The sequence below is a fragment of the Nostoc sp. genome, assembly GCF_036917315.1.
Lineage (GTDB): Bacteria > Cyanobacteriota > Cyanobacteriia > Cyanobacteriales > Nostocaceae > Nostoc.
Genome location: NZ_JBALDR010000012.1, coordinates 23,305 through 38,104 on the forward strand (window position 1 = coordinate 23,305; position 14,800 = coordinate 38,104).

Here is a 14,800-nt window from a genome sequence, read left to right on the forward strand (position 1 = left end):
GAGAGGTTAGGGAGCGATCACCTTTAGTTTGTGGGTGCGATCGCCAATATCAGAACCGATGTTAATTAGGGAGATACTGCAAACTTGCCGTTACTAACAAGTAAGAGTAAATCCAAGACTTCCCAAAGATTTTTTGCATAATATTCAACTCTCTCACGTAGCATTTTTCTAAGTTCAGATATAGATAACCCCAGTTCAGAGAGAGACATTTTTTCTGTATCAAATTCTGCTTTTTTGTAAAGTTCTTTGAGTATATCTATGTAAGCAAGACCAATGACAAGCGTAGATACTGCTGCTGATGAACCAGCAATTGCTCCACCCAAAACAGGAATTCCGGCTGGTAATGTATGAACTAAAGAAGGTATACTTTCTGTGAACTTATTTAAACCATGCTTTACAATTTCTTCAAAAGAATCTAATTGGAGAAATTCTTTTACAGACTCAACATTTAAAATTTCTTCAACACCAAATTCTAGAGGTATTCCATTAGCTGCAAAGAACAACATACCGATAAATTTTAAGTCAAACTTGCATTCAAATAAACTGGATATGTGGGCAAGCATTCCCATTTGTATTACTGCTGTGCTTCCCTTTGACCCAATGAGCGGAAGAGACAGTATAAACGAGCTAAAAAATGCACTTGGTATATAGCTATGAATTAGCCAGAAGGCTGCTATATGTGCTTTTGAACCCAGATTTTTGATTGCAGTAGTAAATGCTAATCTAGCTACATCTGGGAGGAGGCTAGCAGTTTTATTAGCTAATACATCCAAACCCCGTGCTTCCATAGTATAGTTATTAGCCATTTGTTGTGGTTTGGCCAAAATAGGAATAATATACCTAATAGGTAGCTTTCTTAAGTACCTTTTTAAGTTTTCATTCGCTTTTTGTGAAGCTTTAGTCAGGACAACAATAACAGATAACCCTTGAGAACCGAGTTGTTTTACCCAGTCTTCTTCAACTTTTTCAATTCTATCTGCTGCATTATTTATACAGTACCAAATAACATGAATGTGTTCTTTTGGTGCCAGCTTACTTTGCGTATCAATTAGTTGAGAGATATCTTTTTTTACTTGTCTATTATGATCAAAAAAGATTTGAGTAAACGGGTTACTACTAGAAAGTTCAAGCCCTGGAGAGTCATAAACTGTAACAGGAGATTTTGCTGTAGTGTATTTTGTGATATTTTTAGTTACTGGATTACCTGTGTTAGCTTTTGCTAAATTATTTCCAAAGAGAGCATTGATTAGTGTACTTTTCCCAACACCAGTTTTTCCTATAACCAAAATATTACATTGCCCTTTCAGAGTAATAACTTGCTTATACGCTTCGTCAAAAACTTGATTTGTGCTACTCATGGTAAATTAATCCTATACAATAGGTACAGTGTTGATGTACTTGTATACAATCTAATTAGAACGTAATGTTAATGAGAATCGTAGGATTACTAAAATTGTCTATAAATTATTTGTGGGATAAAAGGGTTTTTACAGTATTAAGGATAGTTTTTTAAAGTTTTGATGTAGAGATTTATTTTAAAGAGATTTTTTTACTAACTCTGGTAATCCAAATTTTTCCTGTACTTCTTGTACAGAAATAACATTACTAGCTTTGCTATCCTCTAGTCCAGCTTCAACGGTTTGCCGAACATAAATTTGGTACATCAAATCATCCCATGTGGAATTTTCTGGCAACTTGTCAATCAATTTGCGGGCTTCTTCTTTAATATTTAGATTTTTCATCAGTAGTTAATCAAATACTGTTTTTGCATCTATGTTGGATATATTGTAGATGCAAAACAGGTGTACTACTTGATAACAACATTCATTCAACGGAGAGGGGGAGATTCGAACTCCCGGAGGTTTTAGCCTCATCCGATTTCAAGTCGGACGCAATCGACCACTCTGCCACCTCTCCAGTAAATCTGTCAAACTTGTGCTGATCCTAGTTTTAGACGCTATTCAGGCGCTTTTGTTAGTCAGCACTAAACTTGACAGATAATACTATACCCTATTATTTACGCAGATTGCACTACTGGATGCGAATGTCTACGACACAATACGCGATCGCTCGTACAAAATTTCCCCCTTAGCCACCTGAAAGTCATTCCCCACCCAAACTAGGGAAACTTGCGAAACCACACCCGCCTCTAGGGTGACAATGGAAAAATTACGCAACTTCTCGCCGTCATTTTCCACAATCCTGGGGACACTAGCCGCATTTAAGTAAATTGTCCCCTCTGGACTTCTAAAGATGGGCTTGCGCTGCACCTTCTTGGTATGGCGTAAATCTCGGTGCATGTGACCAAATGTCACCAGAGGAATGGTTTTACCAGCAGTCAAGGCTTGAGAAATCGCCTCGCCTAAATCTGGATCGCCAAAGTCGCCGCCAATTGGATGCCAGTCTTTGCCGCAGGGGTCTTCGGGGCGATCGCCTAACCCACTAGGCCCATTGTGACCCAAAAATATAATTGTCTCGTAAGCGGCGCTTTTAACAGCTTTGAAGATGCGATCGGCGGATTCTTCCAAACTCGTCACACCGTAACGTTCTTTACAGATTTCCGCGAATTTCCACTCTGGGCCACCCCAAGTAAAGGGACGACCCCCCACTACAGTTAAATTCCAAGCGGGAAAATCCAACTTACCGTAACCGACATGGGACGAACCTAATAAATCGAGTTGTTCCTGTACCCAGTCTTCCTTAGAGCGGTCATAAGGAGCCTTTTTGCGTCCCCATTCGGTGGCGGTGTACCAGGCATCGTGGTTGCCCATCACGGCTGCTTTGGGAATATCGAGAGATGCGATCGCTCTGACCACTTCCACCGACTCGTTGCCAAAATCCCCGACAAACAGCACTAAGTCAACACCCAAATGCTTGAGTGCAACGCCATCTTCCACTTCCCATTGGTCGTGAATATCTCCAACTACAGCAATTTTGAGGTTTATCGATTGAGTTTTCTGACTGGTCATGCCACTTTCCTTGCCGTCTATCTCCAGGATATGAAACTCAGCCCGATTTGGACACAACCCCAAAATATCAACCGTCCACTATTTTTGGTAAAAACTACTATAATTGAATCCACAGGACATACATTTGCAACATAAAGCACCCCTAAACTGTGTTTACCACTGCACTAGCTCAACGAGAAAACACCCAACTGGGTGAACTACCACTAGATTTGTTTGCCGCGATTCAGAGTCTCAAAAAAGAACTCAACGCCGTTATCCTGGCGCATTATTATCAAGAGCCAGATATTCAGGATATTGCCGACTTTATTGGGGATTCATTACAACTAGCAAGAGCCGCCGAAAAAACCAATGCGGATGTAATTGTCTTTGCTGGTGTTCACTTCATGGCAGAAACAGCAAAGATACTTAATCCCGATAAATTAGTACTTTTACCAGATTTGAATGCTGGTTGTTCTTTAGCAGACAGTTGTCCACCAGACGAATTTGCCGCTTTCAAGGCAGCGCATCCAGATCATCTAGTGGTATCTTACATCAACTGTTCTGCTGATATCAAGGCGATGAGCGATATTATTTGTACTAGCTCCAACGCTGTGAAAATTGTGCAACAGATACCGAAGGAACAGCCGATTATTTTTGCCCCCGATCGGAATTTAGGGCGGTATGTCATGGAACAGACGGGACGAGATTTGGTGCTATGGCAAGGTAGCTGTGTTGTCCATGAAACCTTCTCGGAAAAGAAAATTGTCCAGCTAAAAATTGCCCATCCCGAAGCAGAGGCGATCGCACACCCAGAATGTGAAAGTAGTGTATTGCGGCACGCCAGCTTTATTGGCTCTACAGCCGCCTTACTCAAGTATTGTCAAAGCAGTCCCACCAAAGAATTTATCGTTGCTACGGAGCCGGGAATCATTCACCAAATGCAAAAATTAGCTCCTGACAAGCACTTCATCCCTGCCCCACCGATGAATAATTGTGCTTGTAACGAATGTCCGTTTATGCGGTTAAACACCCTAGAAAAGCTCTACTGGGCAATGAAAAATCGCACTCCCGAAATTACCATGTCAGAGGATATTCGCCTTGCTGCACTGCGACCAATGCAACGAATGCTGGAAATGAGCGTGTAAGCAGTATTTTTTATACAGATGGTAGAGACGCAGTTTTGTTGCGATCTCTACCTGCAAGTTATTTTTTCTAATCACTTGCTATTTATAAAACATGGTGCTAAGATTTTAAATCGTGAGACAAATCGGGTCGGTGTCCGAGTGGTTAATGGAGACGGACTGTAAATCCGTTGGCTTGCGCCTACGCTGGTTCAAATCCAGCCCGGCCCACCACTTACGAAGTTATAAGTTATAATGACTGGGTTAAGAGCAAAGCTCCCAGCATTGTAACTTACAACTAAAAAACCGAAGTTATCTTTTGCCCGTGTGGCTCAGTGGTAGAGCACACCCTTGGTAAGGGTGAGGTCACGAGTTCAATCCTCGTCACGGGCTTTTTAGATTTACAATTGTATTAACATTAAATCAAAGGTTTTATACATTATAAGAGACTCTGAAGTTCAATAATTGGGTCTTTTAATTGTATTTTTGGCTATGATTTTCACTAGTTCAACCTTCCTCATGGGTTATTAACTGTCCTTGTACTTTTCCATAAGCTTTCTTAACCCAATATCCTCTAGGTGGCTTTTCTACCCCATAAGCCTTACACCATTTTTCTACAGCCTTATCAGATACGCCAAAGTCTCTCCCAATTTGTGCGGTTGGCTTTTCCCAAACTAGTTTTCCTAGTTCTTCTTTTGATGGTCTTTCAACTTTTCTGGTATGAATTCTAGAGTCTGGGTTAACCTTTCTAGTTGTTAAGTCAACGCCAAACTCCTTATAGGTTCGTTTAAGTGCTACTTCAGTTAAATCTGTAAAATCTTCCCACCAATAAAAAGGATTGGGTGATTTAGGCGGCGTTGTCCTGATACCGCAACCACCAAACTTGATTGATGGATAAACTACTTTGTTTATATCTGGCAAATAAAGGCCATAGAAATCAAAGTCATCAGATTTGTACTTTTTCTCATGACAACCATTCTTGTCTGCCCAATTGCTTTTATTTTTCAGTGTGCCATCACAACTGTATTTAGCTTGAATTCTGTAACATTTGCCATTTTTGTAGGCAATCAAATCAAAGGGTGCATGTTCAGTTACTACTGGTACAAAAACCGAATATTCTTTCTCGACTAAATCTGCTATCACTTTAGCAGCTGCTAGATCGCCCTTATCTTTTGTGTGGTGCATTTATATGAACTCTCAAGCCTATTTGGTAAACTACCATGAAAAGGCTTCTTTAGAGTTCGTATCAAGTTAAAACGAGCGCGGCAGGGTTCGAACCTGCGACCAACGGATTAGAAATCCGTGGCTCTATCCACTGAGCTACGCGCCCAAAACAAAATAATGGCTCCCAAAGGAGTCACCTGCCTGCACTATTATATCGTCTTCACGTACCAAGAAGCAATCGAAAATTGCAGATTTACCACTAGCAAGGCTAAGATGCTAGTCGCTAGTTAGTGCAATCTACATCGAAAACGAAACAGATGGGGTATTGGTTTAGATATATTGTGTTGTCAAGGGGTTATTTGCCCGTTAGCGCTAACGTCCTCTGGGCGGCTACCTTCGGGAAGGATCTGGCGATCGCTAGGCTCATTCCTACAGTATGCTAGGTAATTTCAGCCTTGGCGATACTGCCAAATGCCATTATATATTCCATATTAAGAGTGCCCCTGTGAGGAGTTATTTGCTAGTGCCATGTTTATTCTCAAACGGCAGGATGTTGAAATATCAAGCATTCAGCACCCAAAAAAGGATCAGCAAGTGCCGATTCTCAGTTATCAAGGGCAAACTTTTCGCTTGATTAGTGTTTTCAAAGCTAGTCAAGAAGAAGAAGCTAGAGCCTTATGGAGAGAATTAACGGATAACCGAGGTAAAGCCTGTGTTTTGCTGGAGGAACCGGAACGCTTTAGTGTTTGGGGCAAAATCCGTTTAGAGCAGCTGGATAGTGACACAGGTGGTCATGGCAAAACGGCGATTTTAATCCAAGCCAGTATTTTGCTGTTACAAGGTGTTTCTATCGATATTGAAGAGTTTTTAGGTGCTAGGCAAGTTGCATTATTTGAAAAAGATATTGCCGAAGTATTACAGCAGAAGCAATTTCCTCAAGCGTCTTCTCTAGAAGCGGTTAAATATTTGGTGTCTACTAATCCTTTGCCGGTAGCCAAAATACCTGATTGGCAAGAAAATCATGTGGTTATTCTGTTACAAGAACTGCATCGATTAGGAAAAGCCTATTTTGGCAATGGTAATTTTACCAAACAAGTGATTTATAAGCTAGAAGATATGCCAGAAGCCGAGCGAGCGCTGTTTATCAATTGGCTAAATCAATCGCCACTGGGTAAACTATGGCAGTAGCATGGAAATTTTTTCAGAAAATTCCGGCCACTGGCAACTTGCTTTTGGTGTCCGATTGTGTACTACTTGGCAGACACACTGCTAGATATACATTCCTTTAACTCAAAATACTGCCAGAGTGCATCTACATAAGTCTTGTCCTATGAATAACTCTTACGAGAATTCGTTCCTTTCTAAATCTATTTTCAACACTCAGAACATTGTCTTAGCTAATATTGGCTGGGCTGTACTGGCACTGCTATACTTTTTGTTGTTTAGTGCCAAAGTTCCCGGAGCCGATGGCATAGAAAGCCGGGCTGAGTGGTATGTGATTGGCACAAATATTTTTGAAGCTTTAGCTTATTTGGCTGCCAGTATCTTATGCTTGAGGAACTGGCTGAGTCCACAAATCGTCAGTGGTCGGAATGTTTGGCTCTTAATTGGGCTAGGTATGCTTTCTTATTTCGTTGGGGGGATAATTTTCGGCTATACCGAAATAGTTTTAAAAGATGAACCGGATGTGTCTGTAGGCGATATATTTTTTGTACTGACTTATCTATTACTTGGCGCAGGCATGATTTTAGCTGTGGCTTCCAGGCGAATCAATCTGGAAAAATGGCAGTGGCTAATTGTGTTAGCAATTGCAGTATTCGGTAGTTTGTTGGCATGGTGGATTTCTATGCAACAGGAAACATCCACGGAACTGCTAGTCGCTATTTTGAACTGGTTTTACGTAGTTAGCGATGTGGTTCTGTTAATTATTGCTACCACTCTGTTATTAGCCTTTTGGGGAGGAAGAGTTTCCCAGTCTTGGCGAATGATTGCAGCGGCGGCCTTTTCGCTTTACATTGCAGATATGTGGTTTAAATACGCCCAAGGCCCCAATTATCAAAGTGGAGAGATATTAGAAGTGTTTTGGGTGTTTAGTGGAGTGTTATTTGGTATGGGCGCTGCCTTAGAATATGACGCATCACTAAGACGAACGCGGCGTACCAGCACAAGAAAACGAGCTTAGTAAGGATTTTTGGTATCTACCGTGAGAAAATTAACAGACTCTGACAAGCAAGAAATTCTGAAGTTATATCGAGAGACTGCGGAAACAACCTCAACTTTGGCAGACCGCTACGGTGTGAGTAACTCGACAATTAGTCGCCTACTCAAAAGTACTTTGCCAGAGGATGAGTATGAATACTTAGTCTCTTTAAAGCGGGCTGCGAGAACTCCTGAGGGTAGGGCACAGGTTAGCTACGAGCAGTTACCACTGCTGACTCAACCTGAGCCGGAGATAGAAGTTCCACCCATTGAAAGCCCACCCTTGGAAGTGCCAAAGGTTGAGCCACTACCACGTCGGGTAATTCGTGTAGAGCAGGAACTTTACTCAGAGGAAACGGCGGAGTCAATCGCCGCTAGTAGACGGGTGCGGCGTCGTCCCTCAGCGGCGGAAAAACCGAAACTCCGAGTCACATCTGAGAAATTAGAAACTCCAGAGCCAAAGCCGCCGGAAATAGTCAGCATTCCTATCCCACCGCTAAAGAATGAACATCCAGGAGCGGCGGTCATCGCGCACATGCTGGGCGATGATTTGCTCGACGAATCCGAGGATTTGGACGATTTAGAAGATGATGATTTAGAGGATGACGACTTTGAGGAAGAAGACTTTGATGACGATGACCTGGATGAGCAAAGACCTTTAGTCACAAAACGCAGACCAGGTGAAGCATCAGTTGAAGTTTTACCACTGTCGATAGCCAATTTGCCCAAAACTTGCTACTTGGTAATTGACCGTTCCTCGGAATTAATTACCCGTCCTCTGAAAGACTTTGGTGACTTGGGGCAAATTCCCAGCCTGGAAACTCAGCAAAGAACTCTGCCGGTGTTTGATAACCATCGCGTTGCCAAGCGTTTTTCTACAAAGCGCGATCGCGTGATTAAAGTTCCTGATAGTAAAATGCTCCATAAGGCTCGGACTCATTTGCAAGCTAAGGGCATTACACGGCTGCTGATTGATGGTCAGGTCTATTCTTTGTCTGCGACGGTTTAGAGGTCATGGAGACACCTGCTGGCTATGGTGTGGTATTGGTGACAGCTGGCAACATACAGGAGGCAGAAGCAATTGCAAATGCCCTTGTTGAAGCTAAACTCGCTGCTTGTGTGAGTCTGTTACCAATCCACTCAATTTACACCTGGCAAGGGGAACTGCATAAAGAGCAAGAATGGCAATTACTGATTAAAACTGATTTGGCGCAATTTCCGGCAATGGAGGCCAAAATTAAGGAATTGCACTCCTATGAAGTGCTAGAAATTATTGCTTTACCAATTGTTGCCGGTTCTCAAGCTTACTTGCAGTGGATTTCTCAGCAAGTTAAAAGTAAAGAGTAAAGATTTAGGATTTTTATAACTCCTCACTCTTTACTCTCAACTACTAACTCTAAGTACAGCTTTGCGTAAAATTGTGGCGAATTGAGGGTTGAAATTTAAACGCAAAGGAGCGCAGAGGTAAGCGCAGAGGGACGCAAAGAATTAATGAAATGTTGTACTAAGCGTAAACAGCCCTTGCAAAACGCTCTGCCAAGTAGATAATGTCTTGTCTACGAGCAATTTGGTTTATCCATTGTTTGGGAATATTTTCCACGCCGTAATAAATTCCCGCTAACCCACCGGTGACAGCAGCAGTAGTATCGGTATCTCCGCCTAAGTTGACAGCTTTCAACACCGCTTCAGAATAAGACGAACTATTTAACAAGCACCACAAGGATGATTCTAAGGTATCAATCACATAGCCACCAGAATTAATCTCTTCTACTGGTAACTTGGCAATCTCACCACTGAAAACTCTGCTAAAATGCGGCTTCTCTAACAAAAATTGTTGGGCAGAATAAATTGTTTGGATGTCTTGCAATCCTTGTAGATAAGCTGTTTGGAGGTCAGCCCCTTCCAAGAGCGCCACTGCAATACTAATATAAATGCCGCAGGCCATTTGAGAACGGAGATGAGCGTGGGTAATGGAAGAAACTTGATGTACCCGCGCAATCAATTCATCCAGAGTTAAACTTTTGTGACAATAAGCCATCGGTAAGATTCTCATCAGAGAACCATTGCCATTACTATTTTCACTAGTACCACCTGCTTTCACGGGCGGAGTTCCTTGTTTCCAGTTGACAATTGCTAAAAATGTGGTGTTACCGATATCAAATACTTCGCCTTGAGCAGTCCAGTAACTTTCGTGATACCAACGCCAGAAAGAATTAGCAATCGCATCCAGCGAAAATCCCTCACAAAGACATTCTGCCAAGCAAAAGGTCAGCGAACTATCATCTGACCATGTACCAGCAGGAACATCCCAAGTTCCATAACCCAGCATCGAGATGACTGGAGATTTTACTCGTTCAGCGCGGCTGGTGAACTCCACTGGTACACCCAATGCATCACCAACACATAAACCCATCAAACCAGACAACGTTTTTGCAGCGGTTAGCATTGTTCAACCAGTATGAAACTTTTCTACCACTGATTTTACTTGCGAAAAGCCGCTGTTTAAATGCTTAGTATAATTTTTAACTCAAAATTAACTGTAAACAGCCCTTGCAAAACGCTCTGCTAAGTAAATAATGTCCTGTCTACGAGCAATTTGGTTCATCCATTGTTTGGGAATATTTTCCACGCCGTAGTAAATTCCCGCTAATCCACCGGTGACGGCGGCGGTAGTATCGCTATCTCCGCCTAAGTTGACAGCTTTCAGTACCGCCTCAGAATAAGATGAGCTATTTAATAAACACCACAGGCATGATTCTAAGGTATCAATCACATAGCCACCAGAATTAATCTCTTCTACTGGTATCTTTGCAATCTCACCACTGAAAACTCTGCCAAAATGCCGCTTTTCTAATAAAAATTCTCGAACAGAATAAATTGTTTGGATATCTTGCAATCCTTGTAAATAAGCTGTTTGAGGGTCAGCCCCTTCTAAAAGCGCCACTGCAATACTAATATAAATGCCACAGGCCATTTGCGATCGCGCATGAGCATGGGTAATCGCCGAAACATCATGAACCCGCGCCAACAATTCGCCTAAAGTGAAGTTTCTGTGACAATAAGCCATTGGCAAGATTCTCATCAACGAACCATTGCCATTACTATTTTCAACCTTACCACCCGCCTGATGGGGAACAACTCCCTGTTTCAGGCGCATAATTGCTGTGTGGGTAGTTTGACCAATATCAAAGACATCGCCACGGGGAGTCCAGTAAGCCTCCTTGTACCAACGCCAGAAGGAATTGGCTATAGCATCCAAAGAATACCCCCTACAAAGGCACTCTGCCAAGCAAAAGCTTAAGGAACTGTCATCTGACCAAGTTCCTGGTGGTTGATTCCATGTGCCATAACCCAACATCGTTGTCACTGGAGATTTTACTCGTTCAGCACGGCTAGTAAACTCCACTGGTACACCCAACGCATCACCGACACATAAACCCATCAAACCAGACAACGTTTTTGCAGCGGTTAGCATTATTCAATCTCCACGAGAATTGCTCAAAATTAACTTTATAGATTTCCTCTATAGCTTGTTGCAACAGATGTTACAGCCTACTTTTTCATCATCTGTGAAAAGCTCGGCAAAAATTATTAATCGGGTATTTTATTTACCATATCCCGACTTAGTTTTAGTTCCAAATATTGTGACAGTTTTAAAAGCGTCTATCGGGGGAACAAACAGCCAGAATGGAAAGACATTGAGATGTAATTATAACAGCTTCTTTATCAATTTAAGGGATAGTTATCCTGTAAGCGTTATACATTAACAACAACACTTTTTTAATAAAATTTGGGAATCATTTGGAACATTATCACTTTATTTTCGACCTGGAATATACAAGTAAAAAATACAAAGTTTGGTAAAAATTATGAACCGCTTACTCAAGTCTTTCGTGACAATTTCTGCATTGTCTTCCTTAATAGTTGCTCCTTTTTTCCTATCAGCTGGTCAAGCTTCTGCTGAAACTAAAAAGGGTACTGATGCTAGCTATGTTGGTGCTGGTGTTGCAGCTGGCGTTACCAGTGGCGGACAAGGTATCAACGATGATGCCACATTTGGTGGTAATGTTACAGGCCGTGTGAAATTAGGAACTACGCCATTTTCTGCACGCGGTAATGTCCTCTGGAGTGATAAGACAAGTGCCATTATCCCAGAACTTTCTGTGGATGTGCCCATCGCTAATAGAACTAATGCCTATTTAACTGGTGGTTATTCTTTTGTAGAGAAAGATGGCTCACCAACTCCTATAGGTAACAAAGATTCAGTAGTGGTAGGTGCTGGTGTTGAATCGGAAGTTGCTAATAACTTCCTCGTCTACACTAATGCCAAAGTAGGACTTGGTGCTTATCAAAATAGCGATGCTTCTGCTGTTAGCATCAATGGTGGTATCGGTTATCGCTTCAAATAAAAGATTATTGAGTCCTTATTCGCTCTATACTTTACTTAAGTACTCAGGACTCAGCACACAAAACTCACTACTCCTAAAAGCTGGTTTTGTTAAGTGTTACATCACTGACAAAGCCAGCTTTTGCCGTGGTAAAATTAAAATATTCCTCATTATTCCGGCCGGATTACCGGGGATCAAGTAGCCGAAGGGTGCTGATTCGGCGTCTACTAATGCTTTATTGAGAATACTATACAAGTCTAATGGTTAAATCTGCTCCTTCCCCCATCGCAACCCGTAAGCCTTCCAAAGTAGAAGGAATCAAGGAAAATAGTAATTTTTTGCGCGAACCTGTAGCAACTGAAATTCTTCAAGACACTACCCATTTTACCGAAAATGCGGTACAGCTTTTGAAGTTTCACGGTTCTTACCAGCAGGATAACCGCGACAACCGCACCAAGGGACAGGAAAAAGATTACCAGTTTATGCTGCGGACAAAAAATCCGGGTGGTTTAGTGCCGCCGCAGCTGTATCTGGCTTTAGATAAAATAGCTGATGAGTATGGCAACCACACGTTACGAGCAACAACCCGTCAAGGTTTCCAACTGCACGGTATTTTAAAGAAGAATCTTAAGTCAGCAATTGCCACAATTGTCAATAATCTGGGTTCAACTTTGGGAGCTTGCGGCGACATCAACCGCAACGTGATGGCACCACCAGCCCCTTTTAAGAATCGCCCAGAGTATCAGTATGCTTGGGAGTATGCCCAGAATATTGCTGACTTGCTGACAGCGCAAACAGGCGCTTATTATGAAATTTGGTTAGATGGGGAAAAAGCAATTAGTGCTGAAGAGAACCCAGAGGTGAAGGCGGCGCGACAACGCAATGGAAATGGCACAATTATCCATGACAACGAAGAACCGATTTATGGCACGTACTATATGCCCCGCAAGTTTAAAATTTGCGTAACGGTGCCAGGGGATAATTCGATTGATTTGTATTCCCAAGACCTGACGTTGGTAGTGATTACCAATAAGAAGAAGCAATTAGAAGGATTTAATATTTTTGCTGGTGGTGGTTTAGGTAGAACCCACGGTAAAGAAGAAACTTTCGCTAGGTTAGCAGACCCCATCGGTTATGTGGCAAAGGATGACGTTTACGACATTGTGAAAGCGATTGTTGCGACCCAGAGAGATTATGGCGATCGCACTGATCGTCGTCATGCCAGATTAAAATATTTAATCAACGATTGGGGCGTAGATAAATTCCGCACTCAAGTTGAAGAATATTTCGGTAAACCAATCGAAGCCTTCAAACCACTGCCAGAGTTTAAATATTACGACTTCCTCGGCTGGAATGAACAAGGGGATGGCAAGCTATTTTTAGGAATTTCCATTGACAATGGTCGAATCAAAGATGAAGGTTCGTTTCAACTGAAAACCGCTTTGCGGGAAATTGTTAAACAGTTCAACTTGTCCATCCGTCTGACAGCCAACCACAACCTGATTTTTTACGATATCGAACCAGATAGCAAGGAAGCTATTCAAGACATTCTCAGCCGTCACGGTATCGTAGACGACCCTAGTAAAATCGAACCTTTAGTGCGGTATGCAATGGCTTGTCCGGCTTTGCCCACTTGCGGCTTGGCAATCACGGAATCAGAACGGGCAATACCAGGCATTTTGGAGCGGGTTCGCGCTCTTTTAGATAAAGTAGGTTTACAAAAAGAACATTTTGTGGTACGGATGACAGGATGTCCCAATGGCTGCGCTCGTCCCTACCTAGCAGAATTGGCCTTTGTCGGTAGCGCTCCAGAATCTTACCAACTATGGTTAGGCGGTTCGCCAAATCAGACTCGACTGGCACAACCTTACACAGAGAAACTTCACCACAATGACTTAGAAATATTCTTAGAGCCAATTTTTGTTTACTTTAAGAAATCTCGGAAATCGAAGGAAAAGTTTGGTGATTTTTGCGATCGCGTTGGTTTTGATGCCATCCGCGAATTTGCTGCTAGCTACGAACCGCAAACAGCTAATGGTGCAAACAAATCGCGCCATCGGGTCAATTTGAAAGAAGAGGTTTATAGCAAGTTGAAGGAAGTAGCAGAAAGCCAAGGTAAGCCGATGACTCAGTTGGTGACTGAAGCGCTAGAGGTTTACTTCCAGAATCTTTCGTAAGCCGAATAGATAATTAAACCGTGAATGGACACAGATGGACTTATCTGTGTCCATCTTTGATTTGATATTCTTGAAATTTCCAAATCCCATGTCTCAACTGCAAAGAATTGCGATCGCACCCTCCCAACTCCAACAAGGACAAATTTTACTTACAAAAGAACAGCAGCATTATTTGGGGCGCGTGTTGCGCTTGCGTGAAGGCGATCGCTTTATTGCAATGGATGGTAAGGGAAAATGGTGGTTAGTGCAGTTAACAGGGGAACAAGCACAGGTTTTAGAACCACTTTTAGTAGAAACTGAATTACCCGTATCGATTACGCTGATGGTGGCGTTGCCCAAAGGCAATGGATTTGATGAAGTGGTGCGGTGTTGTACAGAGTTGGGAGTAACTTGTATTGCACCAGTATTGAGCGATCGCACTTTGCTTGATCCTAGTCCTCAAAAGCTCGAACGCTGGCGGCGCATCGCTGCGGAAGCCGCCGAACAGTCAGAGCGCTCATTCGTGCCGACAATTTTAGAACCTGTTGCTTTTAATACTGCCGTCACCGCAAATCAGACAAGTCACCGTTACATTTGTGAGGCTCGTGGAGAGTATCTCCATTTAAACAAGGTGCTGAGTAGCATTTCTGAGGAGATTGTCATTGCTACTGGGCCAGAAGGGGGATGGACAACACAAGAAATTGAAAATGCGGAGTCAGCTGGATTTCAACCTGTTTCCCTTGGTCGCCGCATCCTGAGAGCAGTTACAGCCCCAGTAGTAGCATTATCCTTGATTTCCGCAGCTTGTGAAGTATAAATGATTT

At 42.5% G+C, this 14,800-nt stretch carries 15 protein-coding genes and 4 tRNA genes; 11 read left to right on the forward strand and 8 right to left on the reverse strand.

Translation table 11 applies throughout. The features are described from left to right. Positions 1–65: 65 nt before the first annotated feature. The 4 genes from V7K84_RS05010 to V7K84_RS05025 all read right to left on the reverse strand — a co-directional run bounded on the left by V7K84_RS05010 (position 66) and on the right by V7K84_RS05025 (position 2,969). Positions 66–1,358, reverse strand: coding sequence for a GTPase domain-containing protein (locus V7K84_RS05010; protein ID WP_334836760.1), 1,293 nt, complete (start codon positions 1,356–1,358; stop codon positions 66–68). Positions 1,359–1,535: 177 nt separating this feature from the next. Beyond that, entirely contained in the window at positions 1,536–1,742 is a 207-nt protein-coding gene (locus tag V7K84_RS05015) for a hypothetical protein (protein ID WP_334836761.1), read from the reverse strand. A 90-nt stretch (positions 1,743–1,832) separates the two neighbouring features. After that, positions 1,833–1,917: transfer RNA gene (locus V7K84_RS05020), tRNA-Ser, on the reverse strand. Between the two features lie 131 nt (positions 1,918–2,048). Further along, entirely contained in the window at positions 2,049–2,969 is a 921-nt protein-coding gene (locus tag V7K84_RS05025) for a TIGR04168 family protein (protein WP_114084788.1), read from the reverse strand. Between V7K84_RS05025 and V7K84_RS05030 the strand changes: the two genes are divergently transcribed. From V7K84_RS05030 to V7K84_RS05045, 4 genes are all read left to right on the forward strand, one after another. Further along, the gene (locus V7K84_RS05030) at positions 2,949–3,104 is read left to right on the forward strand and encodes a hypothetical protein (RefSeq protein WP_163937771.1); all 156 of its coding nucleotides are present in this window, start codon (positions 2,949–2,951) and stop codon (positions 3,102–3,104) included. The genes V7K84_RS05025 and V7K84_RS05030 overlap by 21 nt on opposite strands. A gap of 14 nt (positions 3,105–3,118) precedes the next feature. Then, positions 3,119–4,093 carry a quinolinate synthase NadA gene (gene nadA / locus V7K84_RS05035; RefSeq protein ID WP_334836762.1) on the forward strand — a complete coding sequence of 325 codons (975 nt, stop codon included), beginning with the start codon at positions 3,119–3,121 and terminating at the stop codon, positions 4,091–4,093. Positions 4,094–4,217: 124 nt separating this feature from the next. Further along, positions 4,218–4,303: transfer RNA gene (locus V7K84_RS05040), tRNA-Tyr, on the forward strand. A gap of 87 nt (positions 4,304–4,390) precedes the next feature. Further along, positions 4,391–4,462 (forward strand) — tRNA-Thr (locus V7K84_RS05045). A 114-nt stretch (positions 4,463–4,576) separates the two neighbouring features. Here V7K84_RS05045 and V7K84_RS05050 read toward each other — a convergent pair. Both V7K84_RS05050 and V7K84_RS05055 read right to left on the reverse strand, forming a co-directional pair. Next, entirely contained in the window at positions 4,577–5,254 is a 678-nt protein-coding gene (locus tag V7K84_RS05050; RefSeq protein ID WP_334836763.1) for a group I intron-associated PD-(D/E)XK endonuclease, read from the reverse strand. Positions 5,255–5,326: 72 nt separating this feature from the next. After that, positions 5,327–5,399, reverse strand: a tRNA-Arg gene (locus V7K84_RS05055). A gap of 362 nt (positions 5,400–5,761) precedes the next feature. Between V7K84_RS05055 and V7K84_RS05060 the strand changes: the two genes are divergently transcribed. From V7K84_RS05060 to cutA, 4 genes are all read left to right on the forward strand, one after another. Beyond that, entirely contained in the window at positions 5,762–6,421 is a 660-nt protein-coding gene (locus tag V7K84_RS05060) for an Npun_F0813 family protein (protein WP_334836764.1), read from the forward strand. Between the two features lie 142 nt (positions 6,422–6,563). Beyond that, complete coding sequence (locus V7K84_RS05065; protein WP_334836765.1) at positions 6,564–7,415, forward strand: hypothetical protein; 852 nt, start codon at positions 6,564–6,566, stop codon at positions 7,413–7,415. A 21-nt stretch (positions 7,416–7,436) separates the two neighbouring features. Beyond that, on the forward strand, positions 7,437–8,441 hold the full coding sequence (locus V7K84_RS05070) for a transposase (protein ID WP_334836766.1): 1,005 nt from the start codon (positions 7,437–7,439) through the stop codon (positions 8,439–8,441). A gap of 5 nt (positions 8,442–8,446) precedes the next feature. Next, the gene (cutA, locus tag V7K84_RS05075; RefSeq protein ID WP_334836767.1) at positions 8,447–8,779 is read left to right on the forward strand and encodes a divalent-cation tolerance protein CutA; all 333 of its coding nucleotides are present in this window, start codon (positions 8,447–8,449) and stop codon (positions 8,777–8,779) included. 157 nt (positions 8,780–8,936) lie between these two features. Here the strand turns inward: cutA and V7K84_RS05080 are convergent, their stop codons facing one another. Further along, on the reverse strand, positions 8,937–9,878 hold the full coding sequence (locus tag V7K84_RS05080) for an ADP-ribosylglycohydrolase family protein (RefSeq protein ID WP_334836768.1): 942 nt from the start codon (positions 9,876–9,878) through the stop codon (positions 8,937–8,939). An 87-nt stretch (positions 9,879–9,965) separates the two neighbouring features. Further along, the gene (locus V7K84_RS05085) at positions 9,966–10,907 is read right to left on the reverse strand and encodes an ADP-ribosylglycohydrolase family protein (protein WP_334836769.1); all 942 of its coding nucleotides are present in this window, start codon (positions 10,905–10,907) and stop codon (positions 9,966–9,968) included. Between the two features lie 394 nt (positions 10,908–11,301). Here V7K84_RS05085 and V7K84_RS05090 point away from each other — a divergent pair, with 394 nt between their 5' ends. From V7K84_RS05090 to V7K84_RS05100, 3 genes are all read left to right on the forward strand, one after another. Beyond that, positions 11,302–11,841 (forward strand): hypothetical protein, encoded by a 540-nt coding sequence (locus V7K84_RS05090; protein ID WP_334836770.1) that lies wholly within the window; start codon positions 11,302–11,304, stop codon positions 11,839–11,841. 239 nt (positions 11,842–12,080) lie between these two features. After that, positions 12,081–13,997, forward strand: a complete 1,917-nt coding sequence (sir, locus tag V7K84_RS05095; protein WP_334836771.1) for a sulfite reductase, ferredoxin dependent — start codon at positions 12,081–12,083, stop codon at positions 13,995–13,997. Positions 13,998–14,085: 88 nt separating this feature from the next. Continuing rightward, positions 14,086–14,793 carry a 16S rRNA (uracil(1498)-N(3))-methyltransferase gene (locus V7K84_RS05100; protein ID WP_334836772.1) on the forward strand — a complete coding sequence of 236 codons (708 nt, stop codon included), beginning with the start codon at positions 14,086–14,088 and terminating at the stop codon, positions 14,791–14,793. Positions 14,794–14,800 lie beyond the last annotated feature (7 nt).